Origin of the sequence: Corynebacterium sp. ACRPH (genome assembly GCF_022347285.1) — a bacterium.
Classification (GTDB): domain Bacteria; phylum Actinomycetota; class Actinomycetes; order Mycobacteriales; family Mycobacteriaceae; genus Corynebacterium.
The window spans coordinates 98888-112768 of sequence record NZ_JAKRND010000007.1; the positions used below are offsets into that span (position 1 = coordinate 98888).

Annotated in this window: 11 protein-coding genes and 2 pseudogenes; 10 read left to right on the forward strand and 3 right to left on the reverse strand. The window is 57.5% G+C overall.

The window, feature by feature from the left end:
* The 3 genes and pseudogenes from MHX66_RS05400 to MHX66_RS05410 all read left to right on the forward strand — a co-directional run bounded on the left by MHX66_RS05400 (position 1) and on the right by MHX66_RS05410 (position 3871).
* Positions 1-1110, forward strand: a complete 1110-nt coding sequence (locus MHX66_RS05400; RefSeq protein ID WP_239200960.1) for a lysophospholipid acyltransferase family protein — start codon at positions 1-3, stop codon at positions 1108-1110.
* A 139-nt stretch (positions 1111-1249) separates the two neighbouring features.
* Positions 1250-3409, forward strand: a complete 2160-nt coding sequence (locus MHX66_RS05405) for an MMPL family transporter (protein ID WP_239200961.1) — start codon at positions 1250-1252, stop codon at positions 3407-3409.
* Positions 3410-3528: 119 nt separating this feature from the next.
* Positions 3529-3871 (forward strand): annotated as a pseudogene (locus MHX66_RS05410) (transposase).
* Between the two features lie 389 nt (positions 3872-4260).
* Here MHX66_RS05410 and MHX66_RS10615 read toward each other — a convergent pair.
* Positions 4261-4506: a tyrosine-type recombinase/integrase gene (locus MHX66_RS10615; RefSeq protein ID WP_370646276.1), complete on the reverse strand. Its 246-nt coding sequence runs from the start codon at positions 4504-4506 to the stop codon at positions 4261-4263.
* Between the two features lie 307 nt (positions 4507-4813).
* On the opposite strand from MHX66_RS10615, the gene MHX66_RS10620 reads away from it, so the two are divergent.
* Positions 4814-4948 carry an IS3 family transposase gene (locus MHX66_RS10620; RefSeq protein ID WP_011272785.1) on the forward strand — a complete coding sequence of 45 codons (135 nt, stop codon included), beginning with the start codon at positions 4814-4816 and terminating at the stop codon, positions 4946-4948.
* Between the two features lie 163 nt (positions 4949-5111).
* Here the strand turns inward: MHX66_RS10620 and MHX66_RS05415 are convergent, their stop codons facing one another.
* Complete coding sequence (locus MHX66_RS05415) at positions 5112-7013, reverse strand: hypothetical protein (RefSeq protein WP_239200963.1); 1902 nt, start codon at positions 7011-7013, stop codon at positions 5112-5114.
* 351 nt (positions 7014-7364) lie between these two features.
* Between MHX66_RS05415 and MHX66_RS05420 the strand changes: the two genes are divergently transcribed.
* Positions 7365-9095 carry an RNA-binding domain-containing protein gene (locus MHX66_RS05420; protein ID WP_239200965.1) on the forward strand — a complete coding sequence of 577 codons (1731 nt, stop codon included), beginning with the start codon at positions 7365-7367 and terminating at the stop codon, positions 9093-9095.
* Positions 9096-9229: 134 nt separating this feature from the next.
* On the opposite strand, the gene MHX66_RS05425 is transcribed toward MHX66_RS05420, so the two are convergent.
* Complete coding sequence (locus MHX66_RS05425) at positions 9230-9499, reverse strand: antitoxin VbhA family protein (RefSeq protein ID WP_239200967.1); 270 nt, start codon at positions 9497-9499, stop codon at positions 9230-9232.
* Between the two features lie 313 nt (positions 9500-9812).
* On the opposite strand from MHX66_RS05425, the gene MHX66_RS05430 reads away from it, so the two are divergent.
* The 5 genes and pseudogenes from MHX66_RS05430 (at position 9813) to MHX66_RS05450 (ending at position 13874) form a co-directional block, all read left to right on the forward strand.
* On the forward strand, positions 9813-10163 hold the full coding sequence (locus tag MHX66_RS05430) for a hypothetical protein (protein WP_239200969.1): 351 nt from the start codon (positions 9813-9815) through the stop codon (positions 10161-10163).
* A gap of 34 nt (positions 10164-10197) precedes the next feature.
* Positions 10198-10793 (forward strand): annotated as a pseudogene (locus tag MHX66_RS05435) (sigma-70 family RNA polymerase sigma factor).
* Positions 10790-11515 (forward strand): anti-sigma factor, encoded by a 726-nt coding sequence (locus tag MHX66_RS05440; RefSeq protein WP_239200971.1) that lies wholly within the window; start codon positions 10790-10792, stop codon positions 11513-11515. The pseudogene MHX66_RS05435 and the gene MHX66_RS05440 overlap by 4 nt, the downstream one beginning before the upstream one ends.
* A gap of 164 nt (positions 11516-11679) precedes the next feature.
* Positions 11680-11940: a hypothetical protein gene (locus tag MHX66_RS05445; protein ID WP_239200973.1), complete on the forward strand. Its 261-nt coding sequence runs from the start codon at positions 11680-11682 to the stop codon at positions 11938-11940.
* Positions 11941-11954: 14 nt separating this feature from the next.
* Positions 11955-13874 carry an alpha/beta-hydrolase family protein gene (locus tag MHX66_RS05450; protein WP_239200976.1) on the forward strand — a complete coding sequence of 640 codons (1920 nt, stop codon included), beginning with the start codon at positions 11955-11957 and terminating at the stop codon, positions 13872-13874.
* Positions 13875-13881 lie beyond the last annotated feature (7 nt).

Below are 13881 nucleotides of genomic sequence, written 5' to 3' on the forward strand. Positions count from 1 at the left end.
ATGGTCAACTACAACACCACCCGCATCGGGCAATCCACCCGCAAAATATCGACCCCTCGCATCCACGACCTCGTCCTCCGACACGTCGGTTATGTCGAAGGATTAGAGAATATCCCGCGCACAGGACCGGTCATTCTCGTCGCCAACCACTCGTCCTACATGGACCACTTCGTGATGAAAACCCTCGCCGAGTCTGTTCGCCCCGGCCGCGTCTGGTTCCCGACAAAGGCGGAAGCCTTCGACACCTTCTTGTCGCGCGTCTGGCACGAATCCATGGACTGCTACCCCGTGGACCGCAACGCGCCCAGCGAAGAAATCTTCCAACGTGCCCGCGACGTCCTGGATCGTGACGACACACTCGTTCTCTACCCCGAAGGCACCCGCAACACGGGAGATGGGCTCCTCCCGTTTAAGTCCGGAGCGTTCCGGATGGCATTGGCCAACAAGACGCCCGTCATTCCCGTCGGGATGACCGGCCTGGCCGAGGTGCTTCCGAAGGGTGCGTCCATTCCCCGCCGTCGGTTGCTCTCTGTCGCGATTGGTCAACCGTTAACGGTTCCGACCAGTGGTGATGAACGTGCCCGAGCGCGCGCCATGCGCGATGACGCTTTCGACAAGATCTCTGGTCTGAAGTACCGCTCCAGTCACGTCACCGCGAAAGATTCCGGCCAAGCACTCGACGGGATGGTTACGCTCTCCCAGACCATGGTGGCTGAGAACCTCACGGTGGACGGAAACCTGCCCGCCGAGGTCGTCTCCCGGATTCAGCTTCTGCTGAGAATTGCAGATAAAACGTCTCGACGGCGCTTGGACTTGCAGGTACAGAAAACACGCATCGACGGCTTCCGCGCCTTAAACTCACTGACTCCCGTGGGCACGATGGTGCGTGCCGCTGCCGTGAATCAAAAAGCCGATCGACTTTCCGACCTGCATTCGTCCTACGACTTCGCGGCCTACCTCGCTGGCCGTAGCTCTCTCGTCCTGCCGCCATGGATGGGAGGCGGCACGAGGCAAAGCGAGCACACACTTCAAGCGTGCCGTCGCCCGCGAAGGGCAGATGACATCACAGGCCTATGTGGGGCTTGCGGAGTCTCTGGCTGCCGCCGGTGACACCTCCGGCGCCGTCGACGCCTACGAACACGCACTACACAACATTGATGCTGCTGATCCCCGAGGAGTCGCGCGCAAAGAGAAGATCTCTGGTGCCTTAGCCCAGCTCACCGGCGCAGCACACGGGAGGCCATAACTCATGATTCTTACATTTGTTCAGCGTCACGCCAAGCTCGTGATTCTCTTGTGGGCAGTAGTGTTCGTCCTCAGCGCGGTCGGCGCATGGCATCTTAACGACGCCGTCAAAGCCGGCGGCTTCAATGACCAACACGGTCAATCGTTCGCCGGCCAAGACGTCAACCGCGAGGCCTTCGGCGATGCCGACAATGAACTCTCCGTCGTGCTCACCTCCGACGAGACCGTTGATTCTTCAACACTGGATGCCGTGGAAACTGCCATCCACGAGCTGCCACACGTTGAGTATGTGACGGATGGACGACAAGTCGCGCAGCTCGGCTCTGACTCCGGGCAGACGCAGATTGTCCAAGTCGGCTTCGACGCCGACAACACGACGACACAGAACATGGTGCCCACACTCCGTGACAAAGTCGCCGAGGCTGTCGACGGCACCGCGGTAGACAATCACGTTACGGGCGCTGCGGCACTGGACTATGACCTGAATATTCAGTCCCAGCAAGATGCCCTGCACGCGGAAATGATCGCTTTCCCGCTGCTCATCCTCGTGCTGCTGTTCATCTACCGCGCCGTCGGTCCGACCGTGGTCACGCTGATCACGGCAGGCATCTGCCTGGCGGGAACACAAGGTGCCGGGACGGTCTTGGCTCAGTTCATGGATGTGTCGAACATGTACGTCACGGGTGCATCATTGATCGGCTTGGCCGTGAGCGTGGACTATTGTCTCTTCCTCATTGCTCGTTACAAAGAGAACATCCACGCTGGGGTGGACAAACCGGAGGCATTGCGCCTGGCGACGCATACCGCGGGGCATGCCATCCGCTTTGGCGGCCTGAGCGTCATCGCCGCCTTGTGCGCCCTGTTTATCGCTCGGAATATGGTCTTTTCTTCTATTGCGTTGGCAGGGATCATTGTGACGACGATTGCGCTGCTTGCTCTCTCCACCCTGGTGCCGGCCATCATCACCGTGCTCGGCGACCGACTCTTCTTCGGCAAACTGCCGGGCTTCCACGACGCGCTGGTTATCGAGGAGGAAAAAGATTCACCGATGCTCCGCGCCGCACTGACCAAACCAGCCATCGTGGCTCTCGCGGTCGTCGTGCCACTGCTCGTATGTGCCGCACCGTTGGCGGGAATCAAGCTGCAGGTCCCAGTCGCCAGCGCGTCGATCCTCCCAGAGGGCAAGGATTCCCGCGAGGGCATCGAAGCGATCCAGTCCGAACTCGATGCCCGCGCCTTGTTCCCCACGAGCGTGACCTTCGAAGGGGCACCGGGCGAATCAGCTGAAGACGTGCAGGCGAAAGCCACAGCATTTGCCGACCAACTTGGTGGCGTCAGCAACGTCGATCAGGTGCTTGTCCCGGGGACGCCAGAGAAAAAGTTCTCCCCCTACCCACTATCGGGATCGCAACAGTCAGTGAATTACTCTCGCGTGCTCGTCACCTCGACGGGACTGCCGGATTCTGATGACGCCCACGAGATGATCCGAGATATTAAAGATCTCACAGGCGACCAGGCTGATGTCTACGTCTCGGGAGCCACCGCCCAGGGGGATGATTTCGACCGTTTGGTCGAAAGCTCCATTCCCTGGATCATCGCAGCCGTGGTGCTCATCTCGTTGGCTCTGCTGGGCTGGGCATTCCGCTCGTGGCGCCTGCCCGTCCTCGCGGTTGCCCTCAACGGACTGGTGGTCTCTGCGGCGATGGGGCTGTTGTCCTTTATATGGAAAGCCGTGACGGGTGATTCCATCAACTCGGTCACCCCGATCGTTATCTTCGCCATCGTCTTTGGCCTATCGATGGACTACATGGTGCTTATGGCGTCCCGTATGAAAGAAGAGTTTGTTAAGACCGCGCGTCATAGACATGCCATTTCTCTCGGAATCGCGAAGACATCGCGGTTGGTAATCTTCGCGGCGATCATCATGATCGGAGTATTTCTTTCGTTCATGGTTGCGGAGATCAGCATCGTGCGTGAAATTGGTTTGGGTCTCGCCATGGCTGTGGCAATGGACGCGTTGATTGTCCGCCCACTCCTGTTGCCCTCGGTTCTCACACTCATCGGCCCCAGTGTGTGGGGTGGATCACCTAGTATTACGGCAGATTTGGGAGGAGGTGCGGACGATGACATCCGATGCCCAGAGTCAATCCCCATGGCTATTTGATAACGCTGACATTGTGAACATCTACCCAGTGCAACTGATGCATTCCTCGGACAACGACTAGACGTGCGTAGGTATGCGATGCGTTGAGGAAGTTTGAAGTGTCCCAGGTTTTGTTCCGTTTGAGTAGATGGGAAAATCTGGAACATGCCAAGAAAATTTGACCAGGATGCGAAGGACCGTGTGGTCCGTCTTGTCGAGGACCGCATCTTGTCGGAAAACATGTCGATGCAAGCCGCGTGCCAGGCAGTTGCTCCAAAGTTGGGGGTTTCATGGCACACGGCTCGTCAATGGACCCAACAGGCCCGCCGTGCGGGAAACATCCCAGAACCCGTGCCTGAAGATCTGGCCGCCGAAAACGCGAGGCTTCGCCGTGAAAATCAAGAGCTACGCGACACCAATGAACTTTTAAAGGCTGCCTCAGCTTTTTTCGCGTCGGAACTCGACCCAAAACGTCGGAAATGATCCGGTTCATCGATTAATACCGGAATCGTTTCTCTGTCGAGTTCATCTGTAAGACGTTGAAGGATAACCGGGCTGGTGGGTTCATCACCTCGCGTGGGTATCGCCAGTCCAAGGCCCGTGGGTTAAGTGCTCGTCGCCTTCGTGGTGCTGTGCTGCTTTAATCGGCACGCTGTTGAAGAAACGGCGCCAACGATGCTTTATTCGGATTTGCAGGTAGAAGGTCAGGAGTTCGATTCTCCTATGCTCCACAACTAAAAATGCAGGTCAGGACTTTGCCGGGAACACTCCTAGCAAAGCCCTGACTGTTTTGTTTCACACTGGTTTCACACGAGGATTCTTCTACGCCGCGTTCTTGCGTATGAGAGAGTCGATTTCAGTCCCCACTCGGTCTAGATCTGAGTCAAAAAGAGATCCGCGTAGGTGTCCAGCGTCATCTTGGCACTGGCGTGTCCCAGCATGCGCTGTACCGCTTTTACATTGGCTCCTGCTTGGATAGCGATGCTTGCTGCAGTGTGTCGGAGGTCGTGAATGGTGAGAAGCGGAAAGGTTGGCTCGTTTTTCGGATACGGTCTAGCGCTGGCACGTATTGGCGACGCCGAAAGTTTGACCCGCGCAGCATCTTTCCCCGGTGTGATTGAAAGACCCGATCTCCTGGTGCTTTGTTCTTCGTCAACTCTCGAAGCTCCGGTGCGAGAGAGCTCGGAAAAGGTACAGTACGCCGTTTGTGGTTCTTTGGAGTGCCGTCCTTGTACTTTCCACCATCGTGTTCATCCGTGCGGTGAATGTCGAAGCGGCGAGTATCGAAAATCAATGGAATCAACGCGCAAGGCGGTCATCTCGGCCCATCGAATGCCGGTATAAGCCAATACTCTGATGACGGTGGGGTACCGTCGGGCATGGTACGTGGCTTGCGGGACTGGGCCAAGTGAGCATGAGGCGCTCATGGCTTTTGTCTCGCCGGGTCAACCATGGCATAACGGGTTTGTCGAGTCATTGCATAACCGGATGCGCGACGAGTTACGTGAGGATAATCTTTTTGAGGACCTCACCCACGCCAGGGTCATGGTTGACTGGTGATCGCGCCGGTACAATTCTGAACATCCGCACTCGGTGTTGGGCTATCTCAGCCCGGGCAGGTATGCGGAGAATTGGAAGAAAAAGCAGCAGGCAGTGGCTTAAGCCTACTGAACCTAATTCTCAGACCACCCCAGCATGGGTATCAAACCTCGGGTGATAGCGATCAAGAATTTGGTGGATAGCCGGTGTTGAGGTGTTCAAGCTGAATATATGCAGGCAGGAAACCAGTAACGGGATGGTACCCAGCCGCCGTGACCCATGTTGAAACGTCGGTTATTTGGTTAGCATCGATAACCTCGCACGTGACATGTGGACCGATAGAGTTTTCGGCAAAAACCGCATTCACTGCGAGGGTCAATTCCTGATTGACGGCCACTTTGTCTGCGTATTCAGACTCGAACGCGACCGCCACCCTAATCAGATGCCTCCCACTGGCAGAGGTTTTTCTAGCATGAGCTACCCCGATCCATGACAGGCCTTTGGTGCAACAGTGGCGCAGAGCACGGCGAACGGCGGCGAGCGCGAGTGCCTGATTTGTGGCAGCTATTGATCGTGCCCCTAACGCACGGGGCCATAAGATGGGGAGTTCCAGCGACGTGGCCTGTGGGGGTGCAGCGTTGGGAGAGGAGGTGCTGACGCCGGCCTCTTTCGGTGGATCGAGCCACAGTAACTCAATCGGGAAGTCCGTAAAGGAATCGATGCCCAGGTCACCGAGAACATCACACACGTCATGTGCCACGGTGCCGAGTGGCGCCTGCTCATCGACCTCAACTGTCAACAGTGGTTGATGAATGGAACCTTCCACAGCGGAGGTGCTATTGGCGCGCACGCTAAGCACGGAACACACTGAACCTGCGGTGCTGTCGGATGCGAGACCCCAAGTGCTGAGAGATTCCCAGATCAGCGTCGGTGTTACAGCTGCGGCGAGACAATCAGGATCAGCCATCGCCTTTTCCTGTTGTAATTTAGAAACAAGCTCCGAGGATGCGAGATAGCCGCCGCGGTGAATTGCACGATCGACGATGCTTGTTCCTGGGATGAAGCTGCGTACCCGTATGATGCCGCTATCTGGGAGTCGACGAATACTTAGCAAACTCCGTTGGGGAGGCTCTCTCAGTGCGTTATCGGCTGTGCGGGCGGCGCTGTCACCCAACACCTGCGTTAAGGATTGGACAGGGAGAAGCTCAGCGCTGAGCGGGATTCGGTACAGGATGATTGGTGTTTCTTCAGCATCCGGTTCATGGACGGTGCTAGGGAACGCCTGGTGGAAAATGATGTTGTGGAATACTGACTCGCAATGAACGCCACTTCCACATGCGCTAGCGAAGGCCTGTGCCCGGTCAACGATGTGCCTCAACACAGATTCTGTGAAAAGAGGATCATCTTCCTGAACGTGCAGGGTGATCACCGGAGCGGTGGTTGCAGAGTCATCATTAACTTTAAACGCCACACTATAGGCGAGGCGGCCACAACCGAGAACTTCCTGGGTGTTTAGAGAATCCGAACGAAGATCCTCTACATACTTCCGAGTAAGTTTCCGTACTACCGCGCCCGTGAAGTATTCACGAACAGCAAGAGCTAGCAGCCCTAATGACTCGGCCATATTCCAGGCAGGAATATGTTCTGAAAGAGCCGATCCTATCGCGGAGTTGCTGAGGCGCTGAGCTGCGGCCAATGCTTCCTTGGGACTGTAGTCGGGGCGGCGATCAGCTGCAGACGACTGCCTGAAGGAGTAGTTTTTGCTCCCGCACGCGCTATCGCTGACATCCAGGATGGCGAAGTCATGGTCGAGGAGCTCATAATGCGTTAAGCAGAGCTGCTGGTAGTACACATAATTCAGCACAGATTCATCACTAGGAGCTCCAGCTAGCAACCACTGGATATGTGTGTACTCGCGCTCAATGTCCTCGAATGTTGTGGCGCGTCCCCCGGCGCTCTGGATTAAGATTCTTCTGGGAGAATCCCCCGGAAGAACAGCCAACGCCTGGCAGTTTCGTGGGATGGCTAAACCACTGGTCCACGCTGCAATTCCAATCCAGCGCACATAGTCAGTTGACATGGTCATTTCGCCAGTTTAACCTTTTGGTTTGCAGTGGAGTGTTTTAATATTCTCTTGCTTTCCAGGCCAGTCTCGTTCGTCAATAACATCTACATCGACTAGATTCCGCCAGCTCACGGGATGAGCAGATTTATGGCAATATGTACGTGCTGTAACCCTCCGTCTGCATCCCTTTTTGTCTATTAACCCTTCTTGTATCTGTGGTGTCCAGAGCGCTTTCGGGTTAAGGGTTAAAGTCCAAACTCATAAATCAAAGTGTGAAACTGCTAATTGTTTAACACTTTAATTCGCACTTTGAGGTTCAAACTGTGAATTAGCAGGTAGTGAAAGTGTGAAAATTGATCTAAACTGATCATCATGAGCTGGAATGCTGAACGTCTTGCGGAAATGATCAGGGAGCTCCGTGCCTTCGGGGACGACACGACTCTTGTTGAATGTAAAACCGCGGCAGGAGGTGTTCCGGAGAACATCGGTGAGACGCTATGCGCATTCGCCAATATGCCGCAAGCTGGCGCGATTATTCTTGGCGTTAGCGAGCGAAAAGGTTTTGAAGTCACCGGTATTGATAACCCAGCGGAAATGCAGAAGGCGATCGCATCGGTCAGCCGGTCTTCAGTGAAGCCGGCCCCGCAGCTTGAGTTCTTTCACCACATTATTGACGGAAAACACGTTTTGGTGGTGGAAGTCACGCCGTTGACACCGACAGAGAAACCGGCAAGGTTCAAGAACAAGGCGTACCTGCGTCAAGCTGACGGCGATTATCAGATGAACTCTAACGATCTAAAGATGCTAGAGCTCTCTGCGCTAACGGCTAGCCAGCAAACGCACTTCGATTTTCAGATTGTTCATGGAACCGATACTGGTGTGCTCGATGGCGAAGTGCTAAGGAGCTTTATTGAATCGGTGCGTCAGTCTAGAACTCGCCTATCCAGGATTGACGATGACTCACAGTTGCTCCATATTTCTAACGTAACCGATAACCAGGGCAATCTTCGTTTGGGGGGTTTGTATGCGCTCGGTTATCTGCCTCAGTCAGTTGAACCTGCTCTTGGCGCAACTGTTGCGGTGAGGTTAGCTCGAGGTGATGGAATAGGGCGCCATAAAAATCTCAAGGAGATCGAAGGTCCACTGCCGGAGATGCTTGTGGAGATTATGAACTGGATCAGGCAAAACTCGGACACGGTGAGCAGGTATACGGAAATTGGCCATCTTGTCGATGAACCGGAGTTTCCGCCTTCGGCTATCCGAGAGGTGCTGGCGAATGCCCTGGTTCACCGGGATTTGGGGCCATCCGTGGAGGTGGGCAAAAAAGTAGAGGTTCGAATTACGGAAAAGATGCTAGTAGTGGTCAGCCCGGGTGGTTTGCGTGGATTATCCGCATCCCAGCTGGAAAGCCCGGAGCTGACCAAAGCTCCTGTAAACAAGCGGCTTTATGAGATTGCACGCTATCTAAGGACGCCGGATGGCGAGCGCGTCATCGAGGGTGAGGGTGGTGGAATTCAAGAGATTCTCACTGCTACGAGGGAAGCTCGTTTGCCAAAGCCGCAGTTCATCGATACCGGTGTCACGTTTAAAGTGTCATTTCCCCGTGGTTCACGTTTCAGTGAGATCGAGGATAAATGGCTCGAGGATCTGCAACGACAAGGAAAGCGGCGTCTCGTTCCGATTGAGGAAGATCTACTGGTGAATCTACGTAGTCAGGGCGGGGCGACGCGGCAGCGCATCGTGCAGATGTACGCCCCGTTAGGCGAGAGAGCATGTCGACGGATGCTTGATCAGCTCTCGGATGATGAGTTCCTTAATTACGAAGACGGCGTCTATTACGCCGTCGGAGAGGAGACCGGTACTGGCGATAAGGCGCGTCGTAAGAGCACGGACGAGCAGATTCTACGATCCTTGGGAAAGAACGTTCCTAAAGTTTATGAAGCCATTGGCTTGAACGGATCGGCGACAATGAAGGAGTTGCAGGATAGGACAAGTCTGTCTCCTGCGCAGGTTCGCTACGCACTTGATCCACTCCTCGCACAGGGATACGTGTCCATGGTCGGGGGTCAGGGACGAAAAGCGACGGTTTACAGCCGCGAGTAGCGGTTGGAGTCTAAGTGTGAATGAAACTATGAAAAGATTCGTTGAAAGTCGCACTTTCATTCAAAGTTTGACACTTTGATTCTCAGTTTGATGCAAAGTCGGAATCCTTGAGGAGACGGCTAGGCAGGGAAGTTCTACGCATTGTCCGTTAGGTCATCACTCTTGCCTGTTTGGCTTTCCTTCTTGCTCTCAGCGATGCGTGTGCGGAGTTCCTGGGCACGTTCGCTGTCGCCCAAACCGTGTCGTTCCAGTACTTCCAGTACAGCTTCGTCGCCGGTGATTTCTCCTCGGAGGATGCGTCGGACATCCTCTTCGTCTCGGGTTGTCATGGTGTATCCGGCCATCGTCATGGAGGCGCGGACGGCAGCAGCCTTCTGATCTTCGGTGCGATTGTCGGGGGTCATGGTCTGTGTCCCTTCCGATATGTTGTTGAGTTGTTTACGGTGGGCAAATGCCTAGGCATCTTCGGTGGATGTAGTACTTACTGTAGCGACGGGGTAAGACATCTAAAGTGGTCTATCTGCTCGGTAATCAAACGTTTGTTTGCCTTACTGCACTTCTGTGAACTGGTGGGGCATCTCTTGGCAAGTGTTCGGGAATTTAAGAATTCTCGAAAACTCCCAATCCGGCGTGGGGGAGGGCGCCGTATGTACCAATGAAGCGGCCCTGCGACGGGGTCGTGTGGAAAACGATCGCTAACCCGAAGGAGCAGTACAAATGATGATTCGCAAGACCAACTCTGCAGCTAACCGTGCAGCCGGATTCTCTGTGGGCCGTGCCGCCATGGCCGTAGCTCTGACCGGCGTGATGGGTCTGGGCCTGGTTGCGTGCAACGAGGACGATGACGCTGCGGATTCCAAGATGAGCGAAACCACTTCTTCCGAAATGACCAGTGAAAGCAAGATGACCGAAGAGAAGATGACCGAGGAGAGCATGATGCCGGATAAGCCCGCCATGTCCGAGAAGATGGACAACAAGATGGACGGCAAAATGGAAGACAAGGTCGAGAACATGATGGAGACCGACGAAAGCATGATGCCGGATCTGCAGGGAAAGCAGAACCAGTAGATGACGAGCAGGTCGTAGGCCCCGGGGCGCTACGATGAAAACGGTGGCCATCGTCGATAGAGAAATCCTCGAGAGCTTGATGCTGCTCACCCAACAGGGTGATGCGGCGGCTTTCGCACGCCTCTACGACCACATCGCCCCGAATGTCCTGGGCCTCACGCTGCAAATTCTCCACGACCAAGCGCAGGCGGAGGAAGTCACCCAGGAAGTTTTCATCGAGGTGTGGCAGCACGCTGCAGACTTCGACCCGGCCAAAGGCTCGGCGAAATCATGGATCCTCCGCCGGGCGAGGCTCCGCGCCATTGACCGGGTTCGAAGCGCCATCGCCACTATGAAACGGGATGACCGGGAGGCCTTCCTGGTGGCGTCAATAAAAAAGAAAGCGTGGAAGACGAGGCCTTAAGGAATGTACAACGCCACGCCGTGCGGACCGCGCTGGAGATCATAGGCGAGCCGCACAAGACCGCGATTCTGCTGGCGTACTTCGGCGATATGACTCACGCGGAGCTGGCTGAAGCCACCGGCGTAGCGCTGGGAACTGCGAAGACGCGCGTGCGTGATGGGCTTCGTAAGCTAGAGAAGATCCTTAAAGAACAACGTGACGCACTGGCGGAAGGGGGTGCCCGATGAAAGACGAGAAGCCGGACTTCGGCGAGCTAGAAGCCGACCTGGCGGACTTGGCCGGACCGGTGGCGCCTCCGCCGCAGTTGAAGTCGAACATTATGGATGCGATCGCTTCGGGCGAGTATCCGCAGGTCGCGCCGTGTGAAGAGGCTGGTGCGGATAACGTTGTGCCTTTGTCGAAAACGCGCGGGACTCGCCGTGGATTCGCACGCGCTGCCTTTGCCGCGGCTGCTGCAGTTGTACTACTGGCAGGCGTGGGGATCGTGGGCACCACCAGCGGGCTGTGGGGTGGCGGCGAGAATGCCGACCTTGCGGAGAACAACACGAACCAGTCCGTTGAAGGAGCTGGTCAGGGTGCGAACGGTGAGGAGCCCATGCAGGGTGCGGAGGCGGAAGACCACATGCACTCCATCATGGCGATGGGTGACGTGCGCAGCGTGTCGCTGAAGGCCGACGGTTCGACGTTGGACGTGGTGGTCTCGGCGGAGATGGATTCCGGTGGGGCGATGGTCAACGGCGCGCCAGTGTTGAAGGACGGCATGGGCGCGCAGGTGTGGTCTATCAACGAAAACGGCGCCGCCCGATCGGCCGGCGTGATTGGCCAGGATCCGCACGACAACGTGTGGATGCCGCTGCCGGCGGACACGATGATGGTGCGCGTCACCGAGGAGCCGATGGACGGCAGCGATACGCCGGGTGGGACCGTGCTGGCCGAGGGGAAGCTCTAGTTCCCTTCGGGCTCCACAGCGAACTTCTTGCCCTGGATGCGGATCCGCCTTCTGCCGGGGTGCTAAACCCGCTTTTGTGTGGATCAGCCCTGGCCGCTGCAAGTAATGTGGAATGAGCGAGCCCAATCAAACCGCAAACCCCAACCCAGGGAGCCCCACGACTTATGACCGGCACGACCACCACGTATCGCTACACCGACCCCTTCACCGGGACGCCGCAAACCATCGATGGCCCTGAAGGTAAGGCGTACATGCTGGTGGAGCGTGGCGAGGAAGTCCGTGTCGGCGACCCGCTGGGTTTCTACAACGACCGCGAAAGCGCCCGCGAAGCCGTGATGGCCCGCCTTAACGAGAAAGCCCGCACTCTACGGGACTACGAAGAGTATTACGTCACGCATGCCACCCTGCGTGGAGCCCAGCACTAGCATCCATTCCACCCATGCATAAACTGCGGCGAAGAATCCTCCCGGGCCTAAAGCGGCGGGCGAAGTGGGCCTCCCTCACCACGCTGTCCTACTCCTTCCGCGCCGCCGCCGGCGCAATTGACCTCTACGCCAACCTCTTCCCAGGCGTGCGCCTGAACAGGCGCTATGCCCTGGATCCCCGCCGCGGTTTCGCCATCATCGGGGCGGAAATCGGCATGTGGAATGCCCTTTCGCCCTCTCTGCTACCGCACCCCTGGTGGGCCGTTGCCGGTAACGCCTCCACGTCCCAGGCGGTCGGGCACTTCAACGGCACCATCATCGCCAGCGCAGTTCTGCCCGCCTTCCGCGCCGCCGGTCTGGACCTGCGGGAACTCGTGAACAAGCCCGGCTACCGCGAGGCCTACCGCGCCATGCACGCTGCATTCACCCTGGCCACCGCCGTCGCGGCCTACCGCTTCTACAAGCGCCAAGGCGAATCCGCTGCGCTGGTGAACAGCCAGCGTCTCGGCGCCCCCTCCGCCTTCGTTGGCATTGCCGTCAGCACCCTCGGCTACGGCGCATTCTTGCTGCTCGGCGAGCTACTACAGTCCAGCTTCGACCTCACTCGGCATTCGCTGCGTCGGTTCGTCCCCGCCCCCGTAGCTGTGCCTGTGGCTGCTGGGGCGGTGGGCGTCATCGCCTACCTCATCTCCGACAAGATCCTGCTACGGCAGTTCCTCGAGAAGTTCAACGAGAAGGCCGAGCTCGTAAACCGTCGCGTGTACTGGGGTTACCAGCAGCCGTGGGAGCCCGAGCGTTCTGGTTCGGTGTGGTCACACGAAAGGTGGATCTCCCTGGGCGCCCAAGGTCGCGTGTTAGTCGGCGGTGGCCCCAGGGCGCGCGACATCACGGAGGTCACGGGCCTGGATGACGTGCACGAGCCGATCCGCATCTACGGCGGCCTGGCCCCCGGGCGCACGCTGGAAAGCATCGTTGATCTGGTGAAACGGGAGCTGCTGCGGACCGGCGCCCTACACCGCTCGGCTATCGTCATCCACACCTCCACCGGCACGGGATGGGTGCCGGATTGGCAGCTGGATACCGTCGAGTTCCTCACGGGCGGCAACTGCGTGAACGTGGCGATGCAGTACTCCTACGTGCAGTCGCCCGTCGCCTATGTGCTTGACCGCGATACCCCGGTGCGCGCTGCCAAGTTACTTATTGACGCCGTGTTTGAGCTGCTAGACGGCATGCCCAACCCACCAAAGGTGTTCGTGACCGGCGAATCCCTGGGGGCGTATGGCACGGCAGCAGCCTTCGACGGGCTGGAGGACATGCTGGCAAAGGTGGACGGGGCGGTGCTGTCCGGCGCACCACGCTTTACCAAGATGATCCGGGACATGACCACCTACCGCAGCGAAGGCTCGCCAGAGCGCCTACCGTTGTACGACCAAGGCCAGCACGTGCGCTTCATCAGCCACGCCGACCACCTGGACCGCGACTGGCGCGGCCAGGAGTACGGCCAGCCGTGGCAGCACCCGCGGGTGGCTGTGGTGCAGCACGCCTCCGATGCGATCGTGTGGTGGGATGCCGATCTGTTCTGGAAGGAACCAGACTGGCTGCGCGAACCCGGCGCCCGGGGCGTGCCCGCACCGGCCACCCAGCACAACGATGTAGTGCATAAACTCCGCTGGATTCCGTTTACTACCGGCTGGCAGGTGGCCATGGACATGCTGACCTCGAAGCAGACTCCCGCAGGTCACGGCCATAACTACCGCGGAATCATGGTTCCCACCTGGGAGCGAATCCTAGGCCCCGACCTGGTGCGCGCGCCCCTGAATCCGGAGTTGCAGCAGCGCATTACGGATTGGATCACGGAGCATTCGCGGGACACGCGCCGGGAGGAAGACCGTTTCCTCGACCGCTTCGGCTTCGGCGTGGCACGGGAGGACTAGCCCCGCG